17 protein-coding genes are annotated in these 21,164 nt (G+C 71.4%); 11 read left to right on the forward strand and 6 right to left on the reverse strand.

Features of this window, described 5'->3' with window-relative positions; translation table 11 throughout:
• Positions 1–149: 149 nt before the first annotated feature.
• Both OG357_RS13595 and OG357_RS13600 read left to right on the forward strand, forming a co-directional pair.
• Positions 150–1,820 carry a fumarate hydratase gene (locus OG357_RS13595; RefSeq protein WP_329621390.1) on the forward strand — a complete coding sequence of 557 codons (1,671 nt, stop codon included), beginning with the start codon at positions 150–152 and terminating at the stop codon, positions 1,818–1,820.
• Positions 1,821–2,020: 200 nt separating this feature from the next.
• Positions 2,021–2,698, forward strand: coding sequence for an HAD family acid phosphatase (locus OG357_RS13600; protein ID WP_329621391.1), 678 nt, complete (start codon positions 2,021–2,023; stop codon positions 2,696–2,698).
• Positions 2,699–2,728: 30 nt separating this feature from the next.
• On the opposite strand, the gene OG357_RS13605 is transcribed toward OG357_RS13600, so the two are convergent.
• The gene (locus tag OG357_RS13605) at positions 2,729–3,265 is read right to left on the reverse strand and encodes a hypothetical protein (RefSeq protein ID WP_329621392.1); all 537 of its coding nucleotides are present in this window, start codon (positions 3,263–3,265) and stop codon (positions 2,729–2,731) included.
• 98 nt (positions 3,266–3,363) lie between these two features.
• Here OG357_RS13605 and OG357_RS13610 point away from each other — a divergent pair, with 98 nt between their 5' ends.
• Entirely contained in the window at positions 3,364–4,020 is a 657-nt protein-coding gene (locus tag OG357_RS13610) for a lipoprotein (RefSeq protein WP_329621393.1), read from the forward strand.
• Between the two features lie 63 nt (positions 4,021–4,083).
• Here the strand turns inward: OG357_RS13610 and OG357_RS13615 are convergent, their stop codons facing one another.
• Positions 4,084–5,613 (reverse strand): ricin-type beta-trefoil lectin domain protein, encoded by a 1,530-nt coding sequence (locus OG357_RS13615; RefSeq protein ID WP_329621394.1) that lies wholly within the window; start codon positions 5,611–5,613, stop codon positions 4,084–4,086.
• Between the two features lie 118 nt (positions 5,614–5,731).
• Here OG357_RS13615 and OG357_RS13620 point away from each other — a divergent pair, with 118 nt between their 5' ends.
• The 3 genes from OG357_RS13620 to OG357_RS13630 all read left to right on the forward strand — a co-directional run bounded on the left by OG357_RS13620 (position 5,732) and on the right by OG357_RS13630 (position 10,304).
• Complete coding sequence (locus tag OG357_RS13620) at positions 5,732–7,141, forward strand: class II fumarate hydratase (protein WP_329621395.1); 1,410 nt, start codon at positions 5,732–5,734, stop codon at positions 7,139–7,141.
• A gap of 74 nt (positions 7,142–7,215) precedes the next feature.
• Positions 7,216–7,881 carry a cytidylyl-2-hydroxypropylphosphonate hydrolase gene (fomD, locus tag OG357_RS13625; protein ID WP_317598746.1) on the forward strand — a complete coding sequence of 222 codons (666 nt, stop codon included), beginning with the start codon at positions 7,216–7,218 and terminating at the stop codon, positions 7,879–7,881.
• Positions 7,882–8,192: 311 nt separating this feature from the next.
• Positions 8,193–10,304 (forward strand): ATP-binding SpoIIE family protein phosphatase, encoded by a 2,112-nt coding sequence (locus OG357_RS13630; protein ID WP_329621396.1) that lies wholly within the window; start codon positions 8,193–8,195, stop codon positions 10,302–10,304.
• Between the two features lie 99 nt (positions 10,305–10,403).
• On the opposite strand, the gene OG357_RS13635 is transcribed toward OG357_RS13630, so the two are convergent.
• Positions 10,404–12,671 carry a transglycosylase domain-containing protein gene (locus OG357_RS13635; RefSeq protein WP_329621397.1) on the reverse strand — a complete coding sequence of 756 codons (2,268 nt, stop codon included), beginning with the start codon at positions 12,669–12,671 and terminating at the stop codon, positions 10,404–10,406.
• 278 nt (positions 12,672–12,949) lie between these two features.
• Between OG357_RS13635 and OG357_RS13640 the strand changes: the two genes are divergently transcribed.
• The 3 genes from OG357_RS13640 to OG357_RS13650 are packed head-to-tail and all read left to right on the forward strand — an operon-like array spanning position 12,950 to position 16,523.
• Positions 12,950–13,474 carry a PadR family transcriptional regulator gene (locus OG357_RS13640; RefSeq protein ID WP_329621398.1) on the forward strand — a complete coding sequence of 175 codons (525 nt, stop codon included), beginning with the start codon at positions 12,950–12,952 and terminating at the stop codon, positions 13,472–13,474.
• Positions 13,471–14,154, forward strand: a complete 684-nt coding sequence (locus tag OG357_RS13645) for an ABC transporter ATP-binding protein (RefSeq protein WP_329621399.1) — start codon at positions 13,471–13,473, stop codon at positions 14,152–14,154. Before OG357_RS13640 ends, OG357_RS13645 begins: the two co-directional genes overlap by 4 nt.
• Positions 14,151–16,523 (forward strand): FtsX-like permease family protein, encoded by a 2,373-nt coding sequence (locus OG357_RS13650; protein ID WP_329621400.1) that lies wholly within the window; start codon positions 14,151–14,153, stop codon positions 16,521–16,523. Before OG357_RS13645 ends, OG357_RS13650 begins: the two co-directional genes overlap by 4 nt.
• A gap of 84 nt (positions 16,524–16,607) precedes the next feature.
• Here the strand turns inward: OG357_RS13650 and OG357_RS13655 are convergent, their stop codons facing one another.
• Complete coding sequence (locus OG357_RS13655) at positions 16,608–17,582, reverse strand: hydrogen peroxide-inducible genes activator (RefSeq protein WP_329621401.1); 975 nt, start codon at positions 17,580–17,582, stop codon at positions 16,608–16,610.
• Positions 17,583–17,717: 135 nt separating this feature from the next.
• Here OG357_RS13655 and OG357_RS13660 point away from each other — a divergent pair, with 135 nt between their 5' ends.
• Both OG357_RS13660 and OG357_RS13665 read left to right on the forward strand, forming a co-directional pair.
• On the forward strand, positions 17,718–18,272 hold the full coding sequence (locus OG357_RS13660; protein WP_024758658.1) for a peroxiredoxin: 555 nt from the start codon (positions 17,718–17,720) through the stop codon (positions 18,270–18,272).
• Between the two features lie 6 nt (positions 18,273–18,278).
• On the forward strand, positions 18,279–18,809 hold the full coding sequence (locus OG357_RS13665) for an alkyl hydroperoxide reductase (protein ID WP_317598739.1): 531 nt from the start codon (positions 18,279–18,281) through the stop codon (positions 18,807–18,809).
• Positions 18,810–18,881: 72 nt separating this feature from the next.
• Here OG357_RS13665 and OG357_RS13670 read toward each other — a convergent pair whose 3' ends face one another.
• On the reverse strand, positions 18,882–19,556 hold the full coding sequence (locus tag OG357_RS13670) for a hypothetical protein (RefSeq protein WP_329621402.1): 675 nt from the start codon (positions 19,554–19,556) through the stop codon (positions 18,882–18,884).
• The gene (locus tag OG357_RS13675; RefSeq protein ID WP_329621403.1) at positions 19,553–21,028 is read right to left on the reverse strand and encodes an AI-2E family transporter; all 1,476 of its coding nucleotides are present in this window, start codon (positions 21,026–21,028) and stop codon (positions 19,553–19,555) included. The genes OG357_RS13670 and OG357_RS13675 overlap by 4 nt, the downstream gene beginning before the upstream one ends.
• Positions 21,029–21,164: the final 136 nt, after the last annotated feature.

Here is a 21,164-nt window from a genome sequence, read left to right on the forward strand (position 1 = left end):
CCACCCGAGGAACACGCCACATCGGCGTGGTCCCGGTCGCTAGTGAGCCTTACCTCACAGGATCGGGGCCGCTGCCGCGCTCTACGCTGGAGGAGGCGCCGCCAATGGAGGCGGCGCCGCCGTCTGCCGAGTGAGGAATGGCTGCCGTCATGCCAGAGTTTGCGTACTCCGATCTGCTGCCCCTGGGAGAGGACACCACGCCCTACCGCCTGGTGACCTCCGAAGGTGTCTCCACCTTCGAGGCCGACGGCCGTACGTTCCTCAAGGTCGAGCCCGAGGCGCTGCGCACGCTCGCCGCCGAGGCGATCCACGACATCCAGCACTTCCTGCGCCCGGCCCACCTGGCCCAGCTGCGCCGGATCATCGACGACCCGGAGGCGTCGGGCAACGACAAGTTCGTCGCGCTCGACCTCCTCAAGAACGCGAACATCGCGGCCGCGGGCGTCCTCCCCATGTGCCAGGACACCGGCACCGCGATCGTCATGGGCAAGCGCGGCCAGAACGTGCTGACCCCGGGCCGCGACGAGGAGGCCCTGTCGAAGGGCATCTACGACGCGTACACCAAGCTCAACCTGCGGTACTCGCAGATGGCCCCCGTCACCATGTGGGAGGAGAAGAACACCGGCTCGAACCTGCCCGCGCAGATCGAGCTGTACGCGACCGACGGCGGCGCGTACAAGTTCCTCTTCATGGCCAAGGGCGGCGGCTCCGCCAACAAGTCCTTCCTCTACCAGGAGACGAAGGCCGTCCTCAACGAGGCGAGCATGATGAAGTTCCTGGAGGAGAAGATCCGCTCGCTCGGCACGGCCGCCTGCCCGCCGTACCACCTGGCGATCGTCGTCGGCGGCACGAGCGCCGAGTTCGCGCTCAAGACCGCGAAGTACGCCTCCGCGCACTACCTGGACGAGCTGCCCACCGAGGGCTCGGCCGTGACCGGCCACGGCTTCCGCGACAAGGAGCTGGAGGAGAAGGTCTTCGAGCTGACGCAGAAGATCGGCATCGGCGCGCAGTTCGGCGGCAAGTACTTCTGCCACGACGTCCGCGTCGTCCGCCTCCCCCGCCACGGCGCCTCGCTGCCCGTCGCGATCGCCGTCTCCTGCTCGGCCGACCGCCAGGCCGTCGCGAAGATCACCGCCGAGGGCGTCTTCCTGGAGCAGCTGGAGACCGACCCGGCGCGCTTCCTGCCGGAGACGACGGACGAGCACCTGAACGAGGCGTCCGACGTCGTCACCATCGACCTGAACCAGCCGATGGACGACATCCTCGCCGAGCTGACCAAGTACCCGGTCAAGACCCGCCTCTCCCTCAACGGCCCGCTCGTCGTGGCGCGCGACATCGCGCACGCCAAGATCAAGGAGCGCCTGGACGCGGGCGAGGAGATGCCGCAGTACCTGAAGGACCACCCGGTCTACTACGCGGGCCCGGCGAAGACCCCCGAGGGGTACGCCTCCGGCTCCTTCGGCCCGACGACGGCCGGCCGCATGGACTCGTACGTGGAGCAGTTCCAGGCGGCGGGCGGCTCGAAGGTCATGCTGGCCAAGGGCAACCGCTCGCAGCAGGTCACGAGCGCGTGCGGCAGCCACGGCGGCTTCTACCTCGGCTCGATCGGCGGCCCGGCGGCCCGTCTCGCGCAGGACTGCATCAAGAAGGTCGAGGTCGTCGAGTACGAGGAGCTCGGCATGGAGGCGGTCTGGAAGATCGAGGTCGAGGACTTCCCGGCCTTCATCGTCGTGGACGACAAGGGCAACGACTTCTTCCAGAACCCGGCGCCCGAGCCGACCTTCACGCACATCCCGGTGCGCGGTCCCGGCCTCGGCTGACCCGTTCCGCGCGACGTCCCGACGACGACGCCCCCGTTCCGTACGTACGGAACGGGGGCGTCGTCGCGTACCCGGACAGAGGTGTTGTCGATCTCTGCTCAGAAACTCGCTACCGACCGGTAGACCTCTCGTTACCTACCGGTCAGTATTGGCCGCGAGCATGTCAACCACTGAGCCGGTAGACCCCTCGGGAGCCCCCCATGCCCTCCGCACCCCCCGCCACCCACACCACCCCCACCGCGCCCTCGTCCGCCCGCAGGCGTGTCGCCGCCGGCGCCACGGGCGCGCTGGCCCTGACGGCCTTCCTCGTCGTCGGCCCCGCGCCCGCCGCCTCCGCGGCCGACCCGGACACCCACCTGGTGTCGACCGCCGCCCTCGCGGACGTGGACTACGCGACCTGGCGCAAGGACGTGGCCGCCGTCGTCGCCGAGGCCCGCCCGTACATCGAGGAGCGCGCGAAGGACGCCGGCAGCGAGAAGCAGGCGATCGTCCTCGACATCGACAACTCCTCCCTGGAGACCGACTTCCACCCCTTCTGGGAGCTGCCGACCCCGGCCATCGCGGACGTCCGTGACCTGGTCAAGGACGCCCACGACAAGGGAGTGGCGGTCTTCTTCGTCACCGCCCGCCCCGGGATCATCCACTCCCTCACCGACTGGAACCTGAAGCGGGCCGGATACCCCGTCGACGGCCTGTACGTGCGCTCGCTGCCCGACCTGTTCGCCGAGGTCAGCGCGTACAAGACGGAGAAGCGCGCGGAGATCGAGGCCAAGGGCTACACGATCATCGCGAACATCGGCAACAACACCACCGACATCGTCGGCGGGCACGCCGAGCGCGCCTTCAAGCTGCCCGACTACGACGGCAAGCTCTCCTGACGGAGCTCCCGCACGCCCCCACGACACCCCCTAGCGTGTGAGGTGGAACTCCAGCCGTGAGTAGGCCCCGTCCGGGGTCGAGCGGATGTGGCCGCTCACGTCCTTGAAGTCGCCGGTCCCACCGGTGACGGCGATGTCGAACGGGGCGGGCTGCTGCTCCCCCGAGTCGATCGGGAGGAGCGCCTGACCGGAGATCTGCCCGCGCTGGCCACTGGGGCCGCCGGTCAGGACGAAGGTGCCCACGCACAGCAGGTCGCCGGGGTCGTCGGCGCGCACAACGGTGCAGGTCACGCCGTCCCGGCCGAGCTGCTCACCGCCCTTGGACAGGAACAGGTCCTCGGCGAAGACGAAGGAGTCGCCGGCCTCGGGCGCCGGCGGGCTCTCCTCGGCCTCGTCGCCGGAGATGTCCTTGGCGTAGAGGGTGAACTCGAGGGCCACGGCCTGGGTGCCGGCGGCGACGGGGCCGGCGGAAACCGGGGCTGCGGAAACCGGGGCTGCGGCGCCGAAGGCGACGAGCGCGACCGTCGCCGCGCCGAGCGCGCCGATCCTCCTGAAGCGTCGGGACATGACCTTCCTCCTCGCGGGTGGTGGATCTCCCTCTCGGCTCGCTCCATTGTCCGCCGCCCGCCCCGGGCCCGCCCGCGCGCGCCGCTACTCTGACGCGCATGGAACACCCGATACGGATCATGGTCCCGGCCGCCGCTCTCCTGGTCAGCGGGGTGCTGACGGCCGGTTGCGCCGCCCCCGAACCGCTGCCCGAGGTCACCCAGGGCGCCCGGCCGGCCGCGGCGCCGAGCACGACCCCGGCGGCGCCGGCCACGACGGCCGTGGCCGCCTCGCACGCGACCCTCGGCGGGCCGGGCACGGCCTGCGCGCTGCCCGTCTCCTTCGGGCTGGCGGAGAAGTGGAAGCCCGAGGCGATCGAGAACCCGGAGAACGAGGAGTTCGCGGCGCTCACCCGCCAGGGACCGGCCACGGTCCGCTGCGAGGTGGACGCCAAGCCGGCGGGGAACGTCGGCTACCTGCGGGTGTGGACGGCAGGGAAGGGCTCCGCCCGGGCCGCCCTCGAAGGTTTCGTGAAGGCCGAGGAGAAGACCTCCGCCGTCACCTACCGGGAGACGAAGGCGGGTGCGCTGCCCGCCACCGAGGTGACGTACATCGTCCGCAACGATCTGATGGAGGAGTCCAAGGAGGAGCGGGCCTTCGCCGTCGCGACCCCGAAGGGGACGGTGATCGTCCACCTCGGCGGACTCGACACGGAGGAACACCGGGCGATGCTCCCGGCGTACGAGCTGGCCAAGACCACGCTGAAGCTCGGCTGAGCCAGAGCCGTGGCCCCCGTCCCGCACCGGACGAGGGCCACGGCGTTCCGTGAGGGCGGACGACTACGCGAACTTCTGGTTCGCGGAGCCGTCGCAGTTCTGGAGCCGGATCGGCTCCTTCGCCGCGCCCTGGGTGAGGCAGAGGCCCGTCGCGCCGCTGGGCCGGATCGTGGCGCCGTCACGGACGAACTTCTGGTTGGCACCGCCGTGGCAGTTCCAGATGATGAGCGCCTTGCCCGCCTGGAAGCCGGACGCGGGCACGTCGACGCAGCGGTCCTGGGTGAGCTGCGTGTGGACGGTCTGGCGGGCGGAGTCGTACCACCAGCCCTGGTTGCGGCCGCCGTGGCAGTCCCAGCCGACCAGTCCGGTGTCGTTGGCCGAGGAGGCGGCCTCGACGTCGAGGCACTGGCCGGTGGCCTGGTTCCTCAGCGGCTTGTACGCGTCGTCCCAGGCGACCGGGAAGAGCGTCGGCCTGCCCGAGGAGGCGACGTCGGCGCAGCCGGCCTCGCGGAGACCCGAGTCGTAGATCTGCGTGAGGCACGAGGCGAAGGCGGCGTGTCCCCGGGCGTTGGGGTGGAAGGACTGCCGGACCGAGTTCTCGTCCGGGGTCCCGGGCTTGGAGAGGTCGATGTAGAGCCCGCGGGCCCAGGTGTCCTCCATACAGACCTCGTGGCCGTGGAAGAGCCGCGAGTTGTCGAGGTAGACGGCCCCCGTCGAGGCGGCGGCCTTGCGCATGCCGCGTTCGAAGGCGGGGACGGCGGTGTTGCGGCCCCAGACGGTGTCGGAGTCGTAGCCGAGGCCGCCGCAGCTCAGCTTGCCGGGGAAGGAGGGGTTGTCGTGGAAGTCGGGGCCGATGGGGCTGGGGTAGCCCATGACGACGAGCTTGTAGTCGCCGTCGGCGTATCCGGCGTCGCGCATGACGGTCTTGAGGTCGCGCACGGTCTGCTCGACCTTGGGGACGAGCGCGTCGACGCGGGCCTGCCAGCCGGGGGCGTACTTGGGCTCGCAGGCGCCCTGGAGGAGCAGGTAGCGCTGGACGCAGTCGGTCATGACGGGGCCGAACTGCAGGTCGTCGTTGGCTCCGGCGACGAGCAGGACCATCTTGATCCGGGTGTTGCGGGCCTTCACGGCGAGGTTGTCGCTCTGGACGAGCTCGTCGGCGTACTGCTTCGAGCCGCCGATCCGGATGTTGCCGGTGTAGGCGCCGGAGCAGGAGACGTTGAAGGTGAGGTCCGCGGGGATGCCGGTGCGGTGGATGGCGGCGTCCGGCGAGCGGTGGCACCAGTTGGTCGGGCCGTTGGTGGGGGGTTCGTACGTGCCGACGCCCTCGCCGGAGATCTCGCTGTCGCCGAGGGAGATCAGGCCGGTCTTGCGCTGCGCGAGCGGGCGCTCGGCGGGGTCGCCGTAGATCTTGGTGGCCTCGGCGGCCCGGATCGCCTCCAGCTCGGGCGGGAGCGGTACGGAAGCGGTGACCGATGCTGTGAGGGTGCCGGCGGCTCCGGCGGGCGCGGCGGCGGTCATCGTGCCGAGCGCGGCGGCGGCCGCGGCGACGGCCGCGATGGGCCAGCGGAGTCTGTACCTGGTGCGCGTCATTGCGCCTCCTGGAAGTGGGGTTACCCACGGTTTTTACTGGTCGGTACGCGGCTTGGGAATACATCGAACAAGACAAGTGCTCAGCTTTTGCAGGAGGTTGAGAGAGATGGCGAGGAAGATGACGACGAACAGCGCAGCCGGCGAGTACCGCGTCGAGCACGACTCCATGGGCGAGGTGCGGGTCCCCGCGCACGCCAAGTGGCGTGCCCAGACCCAGCGGGCCGTGGAGAACTTCCCCGTCTCGGGCCAGCGCCTGGAGCGCGCGCACATCGAGGCCCTGGCCCGGATCAAGGCCGCCGCGGCCACGGTCAACGCCGAGCTCGGGGTGATCGACGCGGACCGGGCCGGGGCGATCGCCTCGGCGGCGGAGGAGGTCGCCGAGGGGCGGTGGGACGACCACTTCCCCGTGGACGTCTTCCAGACCGGCTCCGGCACCTCGTCCAACATGAACGCCAACGAGGTGATCGCCACGCTCGCCTCCGAGCGGCTCCCCGAGGGCCGTGACGTCCACCCCAACGACCACGTGAACGCCTCGCAGTCCTCCAACGACGTCTTCCCGTCCTCCATCCACATCGCGGCCACCGGCGCCGTCACCCGCGACCTGATCCCCGCCCTCGACCATCTGGCCGCCTCCCTGGAGCGAAAATCGGCCGAATTCTCGACGGTGGTGAAGTCCGGCCGTACGCACCTGATGGACGCCACCCCGGTCACTCTCGGCCAGGAGTTCGGCGGCTACGCGGCCCAGGTCAGGTACGGCGTGGAGCGGCTGCGCGCCGCACTCCCCCGGCTCGCCGAACTCCCCCTCGGCGGTACGGCGGTGGGCACCGGCATCAACACCCCGGCCGGCTTCTCCGCGGCCGTCATCGCGGAGGTCGCGCGGGCGACAGGACTGCCGCTGACGGAGGCCCGCGACCACTTCGAGGCGCAGGGCGCCCGCGACGCGCTCGTGGAGACGTCCGGGCAGCTCAGGACCGTCGCCGTCTCCCTCACCAAGATCTCCAACGATCTGCGCTGGATGGCCAGCGGCCCGCGCACGGGCCTGGCGGAGATCAACCTCCCCGACCTCCAGCCGGGCTCGTCGATCATGCCGGGCAAGGTGAACCCGGTGGTCCCGGAGGCGGTCCTGATGGTCGCCGCGCAGGTGACCGGAAACGACACCACGGTGGCGGTGGCGGGCGCCGCGGGGAACTTCGAGCTCAACGTGATGCTGCCGGTGATGGCCAAGAACCTCCTGGAGTCGGTACGGCTGCTCGCCAACGCCTCCCGGCTCCTCGCGGACCGCACGGTCGACGGCATCACCGCCAACGTCGAGCGCGCCCGCGAGTACGCCGAGTCCTCGCCGTCCGTGGTCACCCCGCTGAACAAGTACATCGGCTACGAGGAGGCCGCCAAGGTCGCCAAGAAGTCCCTCGCCGAGCGGAAGACCATCCGCGAGGTGGTCCTCGCCTCCGGGTACGTCGAGCGGGGCGACCTCACGGTCGAGCAGCTGGACGAGGCGCTGGACGTCCTGCGGATGACACACCCGTGACCGGTACTTCCACGGCTGACTCATCCGTGACCTGTACCGCAGCGCTCGTGGGAGCGCGCCCCTAAGATCTGCGCATGACAGAGTCGGGCGGCCCTCAGCACTGGGCGCCGGGGGAGCAGATCCTCTGGCGCTACCGCGGCAACGGCACCGGCGCCGTGCACATCTGCCGGCCGGTGACCGTCGTCCAGGACACGTCCGAGCTGCTCGCGGTCTGGATGGCGCCGGGCACCGAATGCGTACGGCCCGTGCTCAGCGACGGCACGCCCGTCCACGAGGAGCCGCTCGCCACCCGGTACACCGCCCCGCGCACCACGGAGCGGTCCCGCTGGTTCGGCAGCGGCGTCCTCAAGCTGGCCCGGCCCGGGGACCCGTGGTCGGTGTGGCTGTTCTGGGAGCGCGGCTGGCGCTTCCGCAGCTGGTACGTGAACCTGGAGGAGCCGCGGGCCCGCTGGTCCGGCGGCGTCGACTCCGAGGACCATTTCCTCGACATCTCCGTCTACCCCGACCGCAGTTGGCTGTGGCGGGACGAGGACGAGTTCGCGCAGGCCCAGCGGTCCGGTCTGATGGACCCGGAACAGGCCGAACGGGTGCGGGCCGCCGGGCGTCGGGCGGTGGATCTGATCCACTCCTGGGGGACGCCGTTCGCGGACGGCTGGGAGGACTGGCGGCCCGATCCGGGGTGGCCGGTGCCGCACCTCCCGGGCGACTGGGACCGCACTCCGGCCCATACGGCCCCGTGAGACCCTTGATGCGCCCCCGGGGTTCAAACGTAGGATCGTCCTCCGCACGGCAGAAGCGGATCGAACAGCACGTCAGACCGACCGAACACCGCGTCAAAGACCGATCACAGCACAGGACCTGACCGCAAGTCACCCACGAGGGGGAGAGCAGTGCCGGACGTGCGCCCGGGTGTTCCGACCCCTGCCGTTGCCGCCTCTCGCGGAACGTCCACATCCGCTGCATACGAGGGGTTTATCCCTGCCGAAGGCGCGGCATCGGCGAGAAGAGCGAGTGCATCGCACCACCGGCCCGGACGGACGGAACCCCACGCGTGACGGAGCATCCCACCTCCCACGAAGGCCGACAGCCGCTGGCTGCCCGGCCGCAGGAACGCGCGCGCCCTCGCCAGGAGGCGGCGGCCGCCGGCCTGCCCTCCGACGTGCCCGCCCAGCCGGGCGGCCCGGCGGACCGGACGGCGACGGCCCCCGGTACGGGCACGCCCGTGGCGACCGGCACCCATGGCGCCCAAGGCAGCCCCGGCTCGCCCGGCTCCCCCGCGACGGCGGGAACGCCGGGCACGTCCGGCACCCCCGGAGCTCCCGGCTCGTCCGGCGCCCCCGGAGCTCCCGGCGCCCCCGGCTCGCCCGGTGAGGCGGCCGGCGGCCCGGGCGGCGGGGGCGGTGCCCCCGGGGCCGTGGCCGTCGCCGTGGCCGCGCAGAGCCCCGGCGGAGGCAGAGGCCCCGACGGCGCCGCGCGGCGCGAGGGCGAGCGGCTGCGGTTCGTCGGCGCCGCGACCCGCCGGATCGCCCGCGGGCTCGACCTCGACGAGATCGTGCTCGGCCTGTGCCGGGCGACCGTGCCCACGTTCTCCGACGAGATCCTCGTCTACCTGCGCGATCCGCTGCCGGTCGGCGACGAGCGCCCGGTGTCGCCGTTCGTCCTACGGCTGCGCCGCACGGACCGCCTCCGGTTAAGCGAACTGGAGGGCGAGGAGCTCGTCCTCGTACCCGATCCGGACCCGACCCCCGCGGCCGAACTCTGCGAGGTGCGGTCCGGCGGGGCGCTCGCCGAGGTGCTGCGCGGCGTGCGGCCGGTGTTCGGCGACTCCGCCGCCGCCAAGACCGCGCTGACCGAACTCCTCGGCTCCGAGCATCCGCTGCCCGGCGGGCTGCGGGCGATACTCGCCCCGCTGCGCGGCCGACGCCGGGTGATCGGCGCCGCCGTCTTCCTGCGCCGTCCCGAGCGGGCCGGTTTCGAGCCGAACGACCTGCTCGTCGCGGCACAGTTGGCGACGCACACCGCGCTCGGCATCGACAAGGCCGTCCTGTACGGCCGCGAGGCGTACATCGCGGACGAGCTCCAGCGGACGATGCTGCCGGACTCCCTCCCGCAGCCGACCGGTGTACGGCTCGCCTCGCGCTACCTTCCGGCGGCCGAGACGGCCCGGGTCGGCGGCGACTGGTACGACGCGATCCCGCTGCCCGGCAGCAGGGTCGCCCTGGTCGTCGGCGACGTCATGGGCCACTCCGTGACCTCGGCGGCGATCATGGGCCAGCTGCGCACCACCGCGCAGACCCTGGCCGGGCTCGACCTGCCGCCGCAGGAGGTCCTGCACCACCTGGACGAGCAGGCGCAGCGGCTCGGCGAGAACCGGATGGCCACCTGCATGTACGCGGTGTACGACCCGGTCTCGCACCGGATCACCGTGGCCAACGCCGGTCATCCGCCGCCGATACTGCTCCACCTCGGCGGTCGCGCCGAGGTGCTGCGGGTGCCGCCCGGCGCCCCGATCGGGGTCGGCGGCGTCGACTTCGAGGCGGTCGAGCTGGACGCCCCGGCGGGCGCGACGCTGCTGCTCTACACGGACGGTCTGGTGGAGTCCCGGCTGCGGGACGTGTGGACCGGGATCGAGCAGCTGCGGGAGCGCCTCGCGGCGACCGCGCAGCTGACGGGCCCGGACCACTCGCCGCCTCTTGAGGCGCTCTGCGACGACGTCCTGGACATGCTGGGTCCGGGTGACCGGGACGACGACATCGCGCTGCTCGCGGCCCGGTTCGAGGGGATCGCGCCGAGCGACGTGGCGTACTGGTTCCTGGAGCCGGAGGACGCGGCTCCGGGGCGGGCCCGGCGGCTCGCCCGGCGGGCGCTCGCCCGCTGGGACCTGGAGGAGCTGACGGACTCGGTCGAGCTGCTGATCAGCGAGGTTGTGACGAACGCCGTGCGGTACGCGGAGCGGCCGGTGACGCTGCGGCTGCTCAAGACGGACGTGCTGCGCTGCGAGGTCGGCGACGACTCGCCGCAGCTGCCCCGGCAGCGGCGGGCGCGGGACACGGACGAGGGCGGGCGCGGCCTGTTCCTGGTGAACCGGCTGGCTCGTCGGTGGGGGGCCACCCGGCTCTCGGGCGGCAAGGTCGTCTGGTTCGAACTGGCCACGCGCGGCTGAGTTCGAACCGGTCACGCGCGGCTGAGCGAGACGGCGGGACACGAGTGATGGCCGGACCCCCATGGGGGTCCGGCCATCACTGCTCACAGCCTTACGGCCTCACTGCCCCCGATCAGGGCCCCCGGTGTTGGTGTCACCGGTCTGCCCCTCCTCCGGGTCCGGGTTCGGCGGCTGGATCGTCGTCGGGTCGGTCGTCGGCGGCTCGGTCGTCGGCGGCGGCGGCAGCGTGGTCGGATCCTGGGTCGGAGGCGTCGGGTCGCGGGTCGGCTCCGGCGGCGTGGTGACGGGGTCCCGGGTGGGCTCCGGCGGCGTGGTGGTCGTCGAGGTCGGCGGGGGCGTCGGGTCCGGGGACCTGGTGGTCGGCTCCCCGGTCGGCTCCTCCGGAGCATCGGTGGTCCGGGTGGCCTCCGGGTCCGGCTCGTACGAGCCCGTGCTCTCGGTCTCCAGGTCGAAGCGGGCGTCGGAGCCGCCGTCGAGGGCGCTGGTGGTGTAGTCGCCCCAGATCTGGGCGGGGGTGCGGCCACCGTTTGCGCGGCCCTCGTTGATGGTGTTGGTGAGGGTGACCTGGTTGCCCTTGGTGTCCTCGCCGAAGAGGCCGACGGCGGTGACGAGTTCGGGGGTGTAGCCCACGAACCAGGCGGAACGATTGTTCTCGGAGGTGCCGGTCTTGCCGGCGGCGTCGTAGTCACCGGCGGCGCGGAAGCCGGAGCCGCTCTGCACGACGCCCTGCATGGCCTTGGTGACGGTGTCGGCGGCCTCGCGGGTGATGGCCTGGCTGCCGATCGCGTCCACGGCCTCGACCTTCCGGTCCTTGTGCGAGGCGGCCTTCACCAGGGTCGGGGTGACCTTCTTGCCGTGGTTGTCGAGCGTGGCGTACACACCGGCCATGTCCATGGTCGAGGCGCCCATGGTGCCGAGGGACATGGCGGGGCTGAGACCGAAGTCCTGGCCGTCCTTCATACCGAGGGCGAGGGCGGTCTTCTTGGTCTCGGCCTCGCCGACGTCGACGATCATCTGGGCGAAGGCCGAGTTGATGGACTTGTTGGTGGCCGTCTGGACGGTGACGGGGCCGTGGTTGCGGTCGTCCTCGTTCTCCGGCGAGAAGGGGATGGTGCTGCCGACGACCTCGCGCCCGCTGGTGCCGTCGTAGATCGTGCCGAGACCTATTTTCCGCCCGTCCTGGGTCTCCGACCCGTTCTCGATGGCGGAGGCGAGGACGATCGGCTTGAAGGTCGAGGCGGGCTGGTAGTCGCGGCGGGTCGCGTTGGACGTCCAGTGCTCGGTGGCGCCGACGCCGCCGTACATGGCGACGACCGCGCCGGTCTTCGGGTCGACGGAGGTGGCGCCGGCCTGGACGGTGGCGTCCTTCTTGTCGCCCTTGCGGTCGAGCTTGGCCTCCAGCTGCCGGTCGACGGCCTTGACGAGGTCCTTCTGCTTCTTCTCGTCGATGTTGAGGGTGATCGTCCAGCCGCCGGCCTTGATGTCCTCCTCGCTGACGCCCTGGCGCATCAGCTCCTGGTTGGCGGCCTCGACGATGTATCCGGTCTGGCCCTCCATGCCGGGGGCGGGCTTGGCCTTCTGCGGCACGGGGAACTTCATGCCGGCGCGCTCGGTCGACGAGAGCCAGCCCTCGCCGACCATGTTGTCGAGGACGTAGTTCCAGCGCTCCTCGACGAGCTTGCGGCCGGTGGTGCTCGCGGTGGTCCAGTCGTACTGGTTGGGCGCCTGGAGCAGCGAGGCGAGGTAGGCGCCCTGGGCGGTGGTGAGCTCGGTGGCGTCGACGCCGTAGTACGAGCGGGCGGCGGCCTGGATGCCGTAGGAGGAGCGGCCGTAGTAGCTCGTGTTCATGTACCCGGCGAGGATGTCGCTCTTGCTCGTCTCCTGGTCCACCTTGATGGCGATGACCATTTCCTTGAGCTTGCGCGTCGCCGTCTGGTCCTGGCTCAGGTAGAAGTTCTTCACGTACTGCTGGGTGATGGTCGAACCACCCTGCTTGCCCTGGCCGGTGAGCGTCGACCAGGCGGCGCGCGTGGTGCCCTTGATGTCGACGCCGTTGTCCCGGTAGAAGCTCTTGTTCTCGGCGGCGACGAAGGCCTTCTGGACCGGCGCGGGGATCTTCTCCAGGCCGACGATCTCGCGGTTGATCTCGCCGGTGCGGGCGAGGATCTTGCCGTTGGCGTACTTGTAGATGTTGCTCTGCATGGTCGCCTCGGCGTTGGCCGTCGGCACGGGGACCATGATGTAGACGATGTACAGGGCGCCCATGGCGAGCAGGCAGAACACGAAGAAGGTGCCCAGGAGCTTCTTCCAGGAGAAGAAGCGGCGTATGCCGCGTTTCTTCGCCTTGCTCTTGTCCGGTCGGCCCATGGGTCCTGTCGCTCCACTCGTCGTGTGTCTCGGCGCCTCGGCTGTCGCGCGTCCGCGCCGGATCAGCTCAGCAAGCTAACACCGACAACGCAGACAAAGGGCAACCGATCACGCCTTTTCCGGACGTGAGAATCAGCACCCACCCCCAGAGGAACCGACGCTCGAACGGGCCCGATGGTTGCGCGCCCGCAGCAATCGAGATCAGTCGGTGAGGAGCGCTCCGCGCCACTCGCGGCAACTATGCATCGTGCATATACACCCCGTGTACAGTGACCCGCATGTCCATCGGTCACGCCCTTCTGGGGCTCCTGGAATCCGGACCGCGCCACGGCTACGACCTCAAGCGCGCCTTCGACGAGCGGTTCGGTCACGACCGGCCCCTGCACTACGGCCAGGTCTACTCGACCATGTCCAGGCTCCTGAAGAACGGCCTGGTCGTCGTCGACGGCATCGAGGCGGGCGGCGGGCCCGAGCGGAAGCGGTACGCGATCACCGAAGCCGGCATCACCGATGTCGCCGCGTGGCTCGCCACCCCCGAGAAGCCCGAGCCGTACCTCCAGTCCACGCTCTACACCAAGGTCGTCCTGGCGCTGCTCACCGGCCGCGGGGCGGCCGACCTCCTCGACACCCAGCGCTCCGAGCACCTGCGGCTGATGCGCGAGCTCACCCGGCGCAAGAAGGACGGCGACCTCGCCGACCAGCTCATCTGCGACCACGCCCTCTTCCATCTGGAAGCGGATCTGCGCTGGCTGGAACTGACCGCCGCCCGCCTCGACCGGCTCGCCGAGGAGGTCCGCCGATGAACACCGCCCCGCTCCTGCGGGCCACCGGCCTCGACAAGGCCTACGGCTCCACCCCGGCGCTCGCGGGCGCCGACTTCTCCCTCCGGGCCGGCGAGGTCGTCGCCGTGATGGGACCGTCCGGCTCCGGCAAGTCCACGCTGCTGCACTGTCTGGCCGGAATCGTGCGCCCCGACGCGGGCACGATCACCTACGACGGGCGGGAGCTCACCGCGCTCTCCGACACCGCGCGCAGCTCCCTGCGCCGGACCGACTTCGGCTTCGTGTTCCAGTTCGGCCAGCTCGTCCCCGAGCTGACCTGCGTCGAGAACGTCGCCCTCCCGCTCCGTCTGAACGGCGAGCGCCGGAAGGCCGCCGAGGCCAGGGCCGCCGAGTGGCTCGCCCGCCTGGAGGTCGACAGCGTGGCGGGCAAGCGCCCCGGCGAGATATCCGGCGGCCAGGGACAGCGCGTCGCCGTCGCCCGTGCCCTCGTCACCGCCCCGCGGGTGATCTTCGCCGACGAGCCGACCGGCGCGCTCGACTCCCTCAACGGCGAGCGGGTCATGCGGCTGCTCACCGACGCCTCCCGGGACACCGGTGCCGCCGTCGTCCTCGTCACCCACGAGGCCCGCGTCGCCGCCTACTCCGACCGGGAGATCGTCGTACGGGACGGCTCGGTCCGGGACGCGGAGTGGGCGGCATGAGCCTTGCCACCTGGGCCCGCGACCTGGCGCTCGGCGCCCGGTTCGCGGTCACCGGGGGCCGCCCCGGCCTCCTCCGTACCCTGCTGACCGCGACCGGCGTCGGCTTCGGCGTGGCCCTGCTGCTCACCGCCGTCTCGCTGCCCGGCATGACGTTCCAGCGGGAGGTACGGGAGTCCCAGCGCGCCGTCGACGGCAGCGAACTGGTCGAGTCGCCCCGGCCTGACTCCTTCCTCCACCTCGGCCGGTCCACGGTCTACCGGGACGACGTCGTCACCGGTCTGCTCGTGCGGCCCGAGGGCGACGCGCCCCCGGCCCCGCCGGGCACGGCGAAACTGCCCGCCCTCGGCGAGATGGCCGTCTCCCCCGCGCTCCGCGAACTGCTCGACTCCCCCGAAGGCGCCCTCCTCAAGGAGCGGCTCCCCTACAAGGTCTCCGGGACGATCGGCCCGGCCGGACTCATCGGCCCGGCCGAACTGCGGTACGTCGCCCAGGTCGACTTCCTCACCACCGACAACTTCGACGGGCGCGGCACGCGCTACGGCTGGTCGGTGCCCGAGGAACCGCTGAACGCGTTCCTGATCCTGCTCGTCATCGTCGCCTGTGTCGTCCTGCTGCTTCCGGTGCTCGTCTTCATCGCGACCGCCGTCCGGTTCGGCGGCGAACAGCGCGACCGGCGGCTCGCGGCGCTGCGGCTGGTCGGCGCGGACACGGCGATGACCCGCCGGATCGCGGCCGGCGAGTCCCTCGCGGGCGCGCTGCTCGGTCTCCTGGTGGGCCTCGGACTCTTCGCGGTGGCGCGGCAGTTCGCCGGGTCCTTCACCATCTGGGACGTCAACGCCTACCCCTCCGACGTCGTGCCGATGCCCGCGCTCGCCGCGCTCGTCCTCGTCGCGGTCCCGGTCTCCTCGGTCGTGGTCACGCTCTTCGCGCTGCGCGGCGTCGTGATCGAGCCGCTCGGGGTGGTCCGCGTCTCCACGCCCCGGCGCCGCCGGCTGTGGTGGCGGCTGCTGCTCCTGGCGGCCGGCGCGGCCCTGCTCGTCCCGCTCATGGGCCAGATCTCGGTGACCCAGACGAGCGTCGACACCGTGGGGATCGCGGCCGGCACCACGCTCGCCCTGATCGGTCTCACCACGCTCCTTCCGTGGCTCGTCGAGGCCTGCGTGAAGCGCCTGCACGCCGGTCCGGTCGCCTGGCAGCTGGCGGTCCGCAGGCTCCAGCTGAGCAGCGGGACGGCGGCCCGCGCGGTCAGCGGCATCGTCGTCGCGGCGACCGGGGCGATCGCCCTCCAGATGCTCTTCCAGGCGATGGAGAGCGACTTCACGGAGTTCTCGGGCCAGGACACGTCCCGCGCCCAGATCGCGGTCGGCGCCCATGCGCGGACCGCCGACGAGGCCCGCGGGATCATCTCCCGCGTCGAGCGGACCGAGGGCGTCACCGGGACGATCGGCATCGTCCAGTCGAACGTGTGGCGGTCCGGGCCTCTCAAGGACGGCGAGGAGTTCGCCCCGATGGCCTCGCTCAGGGTCGGCGACTGCGCCTCCCTCAAGGAGTACGCGACGCTGCCCTCCTGCACGGACGGCGACGTCTTCGTCTTCCTCGCGCACGGCGCTCAGGGCAGCCCGGACGACAGCCGGGTCACCAGCGCCGCACGCCCGGGCGCCGTGGTCGCCCTGCGCGACCCACATCCGCACCCGAGCGCGCCGAAGCCCCCCAAGGGCACCAAGATGCCGCAGTGGCGCATCCCGGCCGGCGCCCGGATCGTGGACTCCCGGCCCGACCCGACCGGCATGTACGAGTACGGAGTCCTCGCCACCCCGTCGGCGATCGACGCCGGACTGCTCGACGAGCCCTACGCGCAGGCCATGGTCCGGCTCGACCCGGCAGTACCGGACGCCGCCGAGCACGTACGGAACACGGCGGCGGCCATCGACCCCACGTCCTGGGTCCGCACCCTGCAGGACATCGAGCGGGACGCCGCGTTCTCCAGCGTCCGCACGGGCATCCTGGTCGGCTCCACCCTGACGATGCTCCTGGTGGCGGCCTCGCTCCTGGTGGCGACGCTGGAGCAGCTCAGGGACCGCAAGCGGCTGCTCTCCTCGCTCGTCGCCTTCGGCACCCGCCGCTCGACCCTGAGCTGGTCGGTGCTGTGGCAGACGGCGATCCCGATCGCCCTCGGTCTCGTCCTCGCCGTGGCGGGCGGGCTCGGCCTCGGGGTGGTCCTGCTGAAGATGGGCGGGCAGCGCGTCCACGACTGGTGGGTCTTCCTGCCGGTCGCCGGGATCGGTCTCGGGCTGATCGCGGCCGTGACGCTCCTGAGCATGCCGGTCCTGTGGCGGCTGATGCGGGCGGACGGGCTGCGCACCGAGTAACCCGTCGAGCGGATGTACGCCGGGTGGGCGCGGATTCCTGGGGCCGGGGGGCTCCGGGAACCCGCGCCCACCGGCGTACCGACGTCAGGAACCCGCGCCCACCACCCGTACCGGCAGCCCCTTCATCGCGCCCCGCAGCTCCTCCGCCAGCTCCTCGAACTCGGCGTGCCGGGCCGCGCCCGTCCGCATGGCGAGGGCGATCCGCCGCGAGGGCGCCGGTTCCGTGAACAGCCCCGTCCACAGGGCGCTGTTACGGGCTGTCTCGACGGTCACGGCGGTGCGCGGCAGCAGGGTCACCCCGAGGCCGCCGGCCACCAGCTGGACCAGGGTGGAGAGCCCCGCGGCGGTGGTGGTGACCTCGGCGCCGCCGGTGCGGCCGGCCTCGCGGCAGATGTCGAGGGCCTGGTCCCGCAGGCAGTGCCCCTCGTCCAGGAGCAGCAGCCGCAGCTCCTTGAGGGCCTCGCGCGGGATGTCGTCCCGCCCGGCCAGCGGATGCCCCTGCGGGGTGACGAGCACGAAGTCCTCGTCGAAGAGCGGCAGTTCGGTGACGCCGGGCACGCCCAGCGGCACGGCGAGCAGGAGCAGGTCGAGCCGCCCGGCCGCGAGGCCCTCCAGGAGGGAGGAGGTCTGCTCCTCGTGGACCTGGAGGTCGAGGTCCGGGTAGCGCCGGTGGACGAGCCGCAGGACGGTGGGCAGCAGGTACGGCGCGACGGTCGGGATCACCCCGAGCCGCAGCACCCCGGTGAACGGCGCCCGGGCCGCCTCCGCCTCCTCCATCAGCTCGGCGACCGCGTCGAGGACGGCCCGCGCGCGCACCGCGAGCCGCTCGCCCGCGGGCGAGAGCAGCACCTTCCGCGTCGTACGCTCAAGGAGCTGGACACCGAGCGCCTCTTCGAGAGCCGAAACCGCGCCCGAGAGCGCGGGCTGGCTCATGCCGATGGCCGCCGCCGCATCGCGGAAGTGCAGATGCTCGGCGACCGCGGCGAAGGCTCTGAGCTGCGAAAGGCTCGGCTGCTTGCCTCGGTGCGGGCTGTAGGGCGGGGTGTACGGGGACGCCACTGATAACCACCTTCGATCAACACGACCCACTCTAGCTATTTCACTGATCAATGCACTCCGTGCCATGCTGTGAACACGTCCAACCCCCACCGGAAGACCCCAAAAGGGACCCTTCCTGTTTCGCAAGGAGAGCGCGTGCTCACTGTCGGTGACAAGTTCCCCACCTACGACCTGACCGCCTGCGTGTCGCTGGAGAGCGGCAAGGAGTTCGAGCAGATCGACCACAAGGCCTACGAGGGCAAGTGGCGCGTGGTGTTCTTCTGGCCGAAGGACTTCACCTTCGTCTGCCCCACCGAGATCGCCGCGTTCGGCAAGCTGAACGACGAGTTCGCGGACCGCGACGCCCAGATCCTCGGCGTCTCCGGCGACTCGGAGTTCGTGCACCACGCCTGGCGCAAGGACCACGCCGACCTGCGTGACCTGCCCTTCCCGATGCTCGCCGACTCGAAGCACGAGCTCATGAGCGACTGCGGCGTCCGCGGCGAAGACGGCTTCGCCCAGCGCGCCGTCTTCATCGTGGACCCGAACAACGAGATCCAGTTCACCATGGTGACCGCCGGCTCCGTCGGCCGTAACCCCAAGGAGGTCCTGCGGGTGCTCGACGCCCTGCAGACCGACGAGCTGTGCCCGTGCAACTGGAACAAGGGCGAGGGCACCCTCGACGCGGCCGCGTTGCTCTCGGGCGAGTGATCTGAGATGGCTCTCGACGAACTCAAGGCCGCCATACCGGACTTCGCCAAGGACCTGAAGCTGAACCTCGGTTCGGTCATCGGCAACAGCGAGCTCCCGCAGCAGCAGCTCTGGGGCACGGTCCTGGCCTGCGCGATCGCCTCGCGCTCGCCGATCGTCCTCAAGGAGCTGGAGCCCGAGGCCCAGGCCAACCTGAAGCCCGAGGCGTACCAGGCGGCCAAGTCCGCCGCCGCGATCATGGCGATGAACAACGTCTTCTACCGGACCCGGCACCTGCTGTCGGACCCCGAGTACGGGACGATGCGCGCCGGACTGCGGATGAACGTCATCGGCAAGCCGGGCGTCGAGAAGGTCGACTTCGAGCTGTGGTCGCTGGCCGTCTCCGCGATCAACGGCTGCGGCCAGTGCCTGGACTCGCACGAGCAGGTCCTGCGCGAGGCCGGTGTCGACCGCGAGACGATCCAGGAGGCCGTGAAGATCGCCGCGGTGATCCAGGCCGTCGGCGTCACGCTGGACGCGGAAGCGGTCCTCGCCTGACACGGCATGACCGTCGTACGAGGAGGGCCCCGGGGCTTCACGCCCCGGGGCCCTTCCGTCGGTACCGTCCGGCTACTTCTTGAGCGCGGCCATGAGGGCCAGCAGGTCCTGCGTCATCGGGACCTCGATTCCGGAGAGGTCGATCGGCTTGGACTCCCCGACGGGGTTCCCCTGCTCATCGGTCTCGTACTGCTGGTAGACGCTCAGCTCGATCTCGACCTGCCCGTCGAGCACCCTGAGCTCCCCGCCCTCGCCGCCGCGGTCGGCGAAGAAAGCCTTCTCCCCGATGCCGTCGATCGGTGTGGTGAGTTCGTAGTACTTCGCCCGCGACGCGAACTCGGGCTCCGGGTCCGTCACCTTGTGCAGGGTGTACCTGAGGGAGACGCTGTGCCCGGACTCCGGCGGGCCGAAGGAGATCGGGCAGAACGCATCGTACAAGGCCGGGTCGTCCATCCCGGGCCCCGTGCCGTCCACGCTCCGCTTGCCGAGGATCCCCGCGAGCGCCTTGAACTCCGCCCTCTCACAGACGTTCTCCACGGCCTTGTACCCGCCCAGGTCCGGGCCCGCGGCCTTCCGCTGTTCGTACGTGTAGAGCCCGCCGCCCCACACCGCCGACGCCAGCACCGCGCCGCCGAGCGCCCACAGCCAGGGGCGGCGGGCGCCGGGCGGGCCGGGCGGCGGGGTCTCGGTGAGGACCTCGGAGGTGACGAAGGCGTCGCCGCCGTCCAGTTCCGGCTCGGATATCACGTGCTGCTCTCCCCCTTGACGGCCACCGCACCCGGTGCCGGGGTCGGGGCCACTTCGAACGCGGTCGCGCCGCGCGGTTCCGGTGTGCTGCGCAGGGCCTGTTCGGTGCTGTACGCGCGCAGGTAGCCGACGACCGTGTTCGACACGGCCACCAGCGGGACCGCGACCACGGCGCCGCCGATGCCCGCGGTCAGACCGCCGGCCGCGACCGCGAGGACGACGGCCAGCGGGTGGACCCGTACCGCGCGGCCGAGGATGAACGGCTGGAGCACATGGCCCTCGATCTGCTGCACGGCGAGGACGACGACGAGCACCATGAGCGCGGTGAACAGGCCGTTGGTGACGAGGGCGACGACGACCGCGAGGGCACCGGAGATCACCGCGCCGACCAGCGGGATGAAGGCGAACAGGAAGATGAAGACGGCGAGCGGCACGGCCATCGGCACGTCGAGGAAGTAGAGGCCGAGGCCGATGAAGACCGCGTCGATCAGGGCGACGAGCACCGTGCCGCGCACATAGGCGGTGAGGGTGCGCCAGGCGCGCGGCCCCGCGCCGGCGACGCCGGGCCGGGCCTGGGCGGGGACGAGCTTGAGCGTCCACTCCCAGACCTTCTTCCCGTCGTAGAGCAGGAAGAGCGTCGAGAACATGGCGAGCAGGATGCCGGTGAGCGCCTCGACGACGACCGTGACGCCCTGGAGTCCGACCTGGGTGATCTGTTCGGCGTTGGCGCCGACGGAGTCACTGAGGTTCTTGGCGATCCCGTTGATCTGCTGCTCGGTCACATGGAAGGGGCTGTTGAGCAGCGCGAGCTTGAGCTCCTCGATACCGTCCTTGACCTGGTCGGACAGGTTGTCGATGTTGTCCATGACCTGCCAGACCACGAACCAGCCGACCAGGCCCATCACGACGAAGCCGGAGACGGCGGTGACGGCGGTGGCGACACCGCGCGGCATGCCCATGGTGCGGAGCCGGGCGACGGTGGGCTGGAGCAGGGCGGTGACGAGCAGCGCGGCGACGAAGGCGAGGACGACGAGCTGGACGGAGCTGATCACCTTCATCAGCACCCAGAGCGTGCCCGCGAAGACGAGGAGCCGCCAACTCGCCTCCGCCGCGACGCGCATGCCCCAGGGGATCGCGGCGACGGGGTCGGGGCGGGCGGCGACGGCGGGGGCGTACGAAGGAGGGGCGGGGACGGAGCGGCCTGCTCCGTCCGGGGCCTCCTCGGCCGTGGCGACCGCGGCGTCCAAGGCGTCCGTGGCGGTCGGCGCGTCCGCCGGAAGGGGCGGGGCGGTGTCGATGTCCGACGGGGCGGGCCGCTCCGGAGCGGGGGCGGGCACGGGGCCGGTCACGTCCTCGTACGGAACGCTGTCCGGATCTTCTCGTTCCGCCTCGACCCTGCGCTCGTCCAGGCGTTCGCCCATACGGCTCAGGCCCGCGCCAAGCCGTCCCAGCCATCCCGGCAGTCTCGACATCGCTTTCCTCTTCCCCCCGCTCGTTCTTCGGCCCACCCCGCTCCCCCGGAAGCTCGTGGGCCTTCGCAACCTACACGCCCGCACGCAAGAGCCCCCCACCGTAGGACGGTGAGGGGCTCCCGGAGGTTGAGCACGC

The organism is Streptomyces sp. NBC_01255 (assembly GCF_036226445.1).
Classification (GTDB): Bacteria; Actinomycetota; Actinomycetes; order Streptomycetales; family Streptomycetaceae; genus Streptomyces.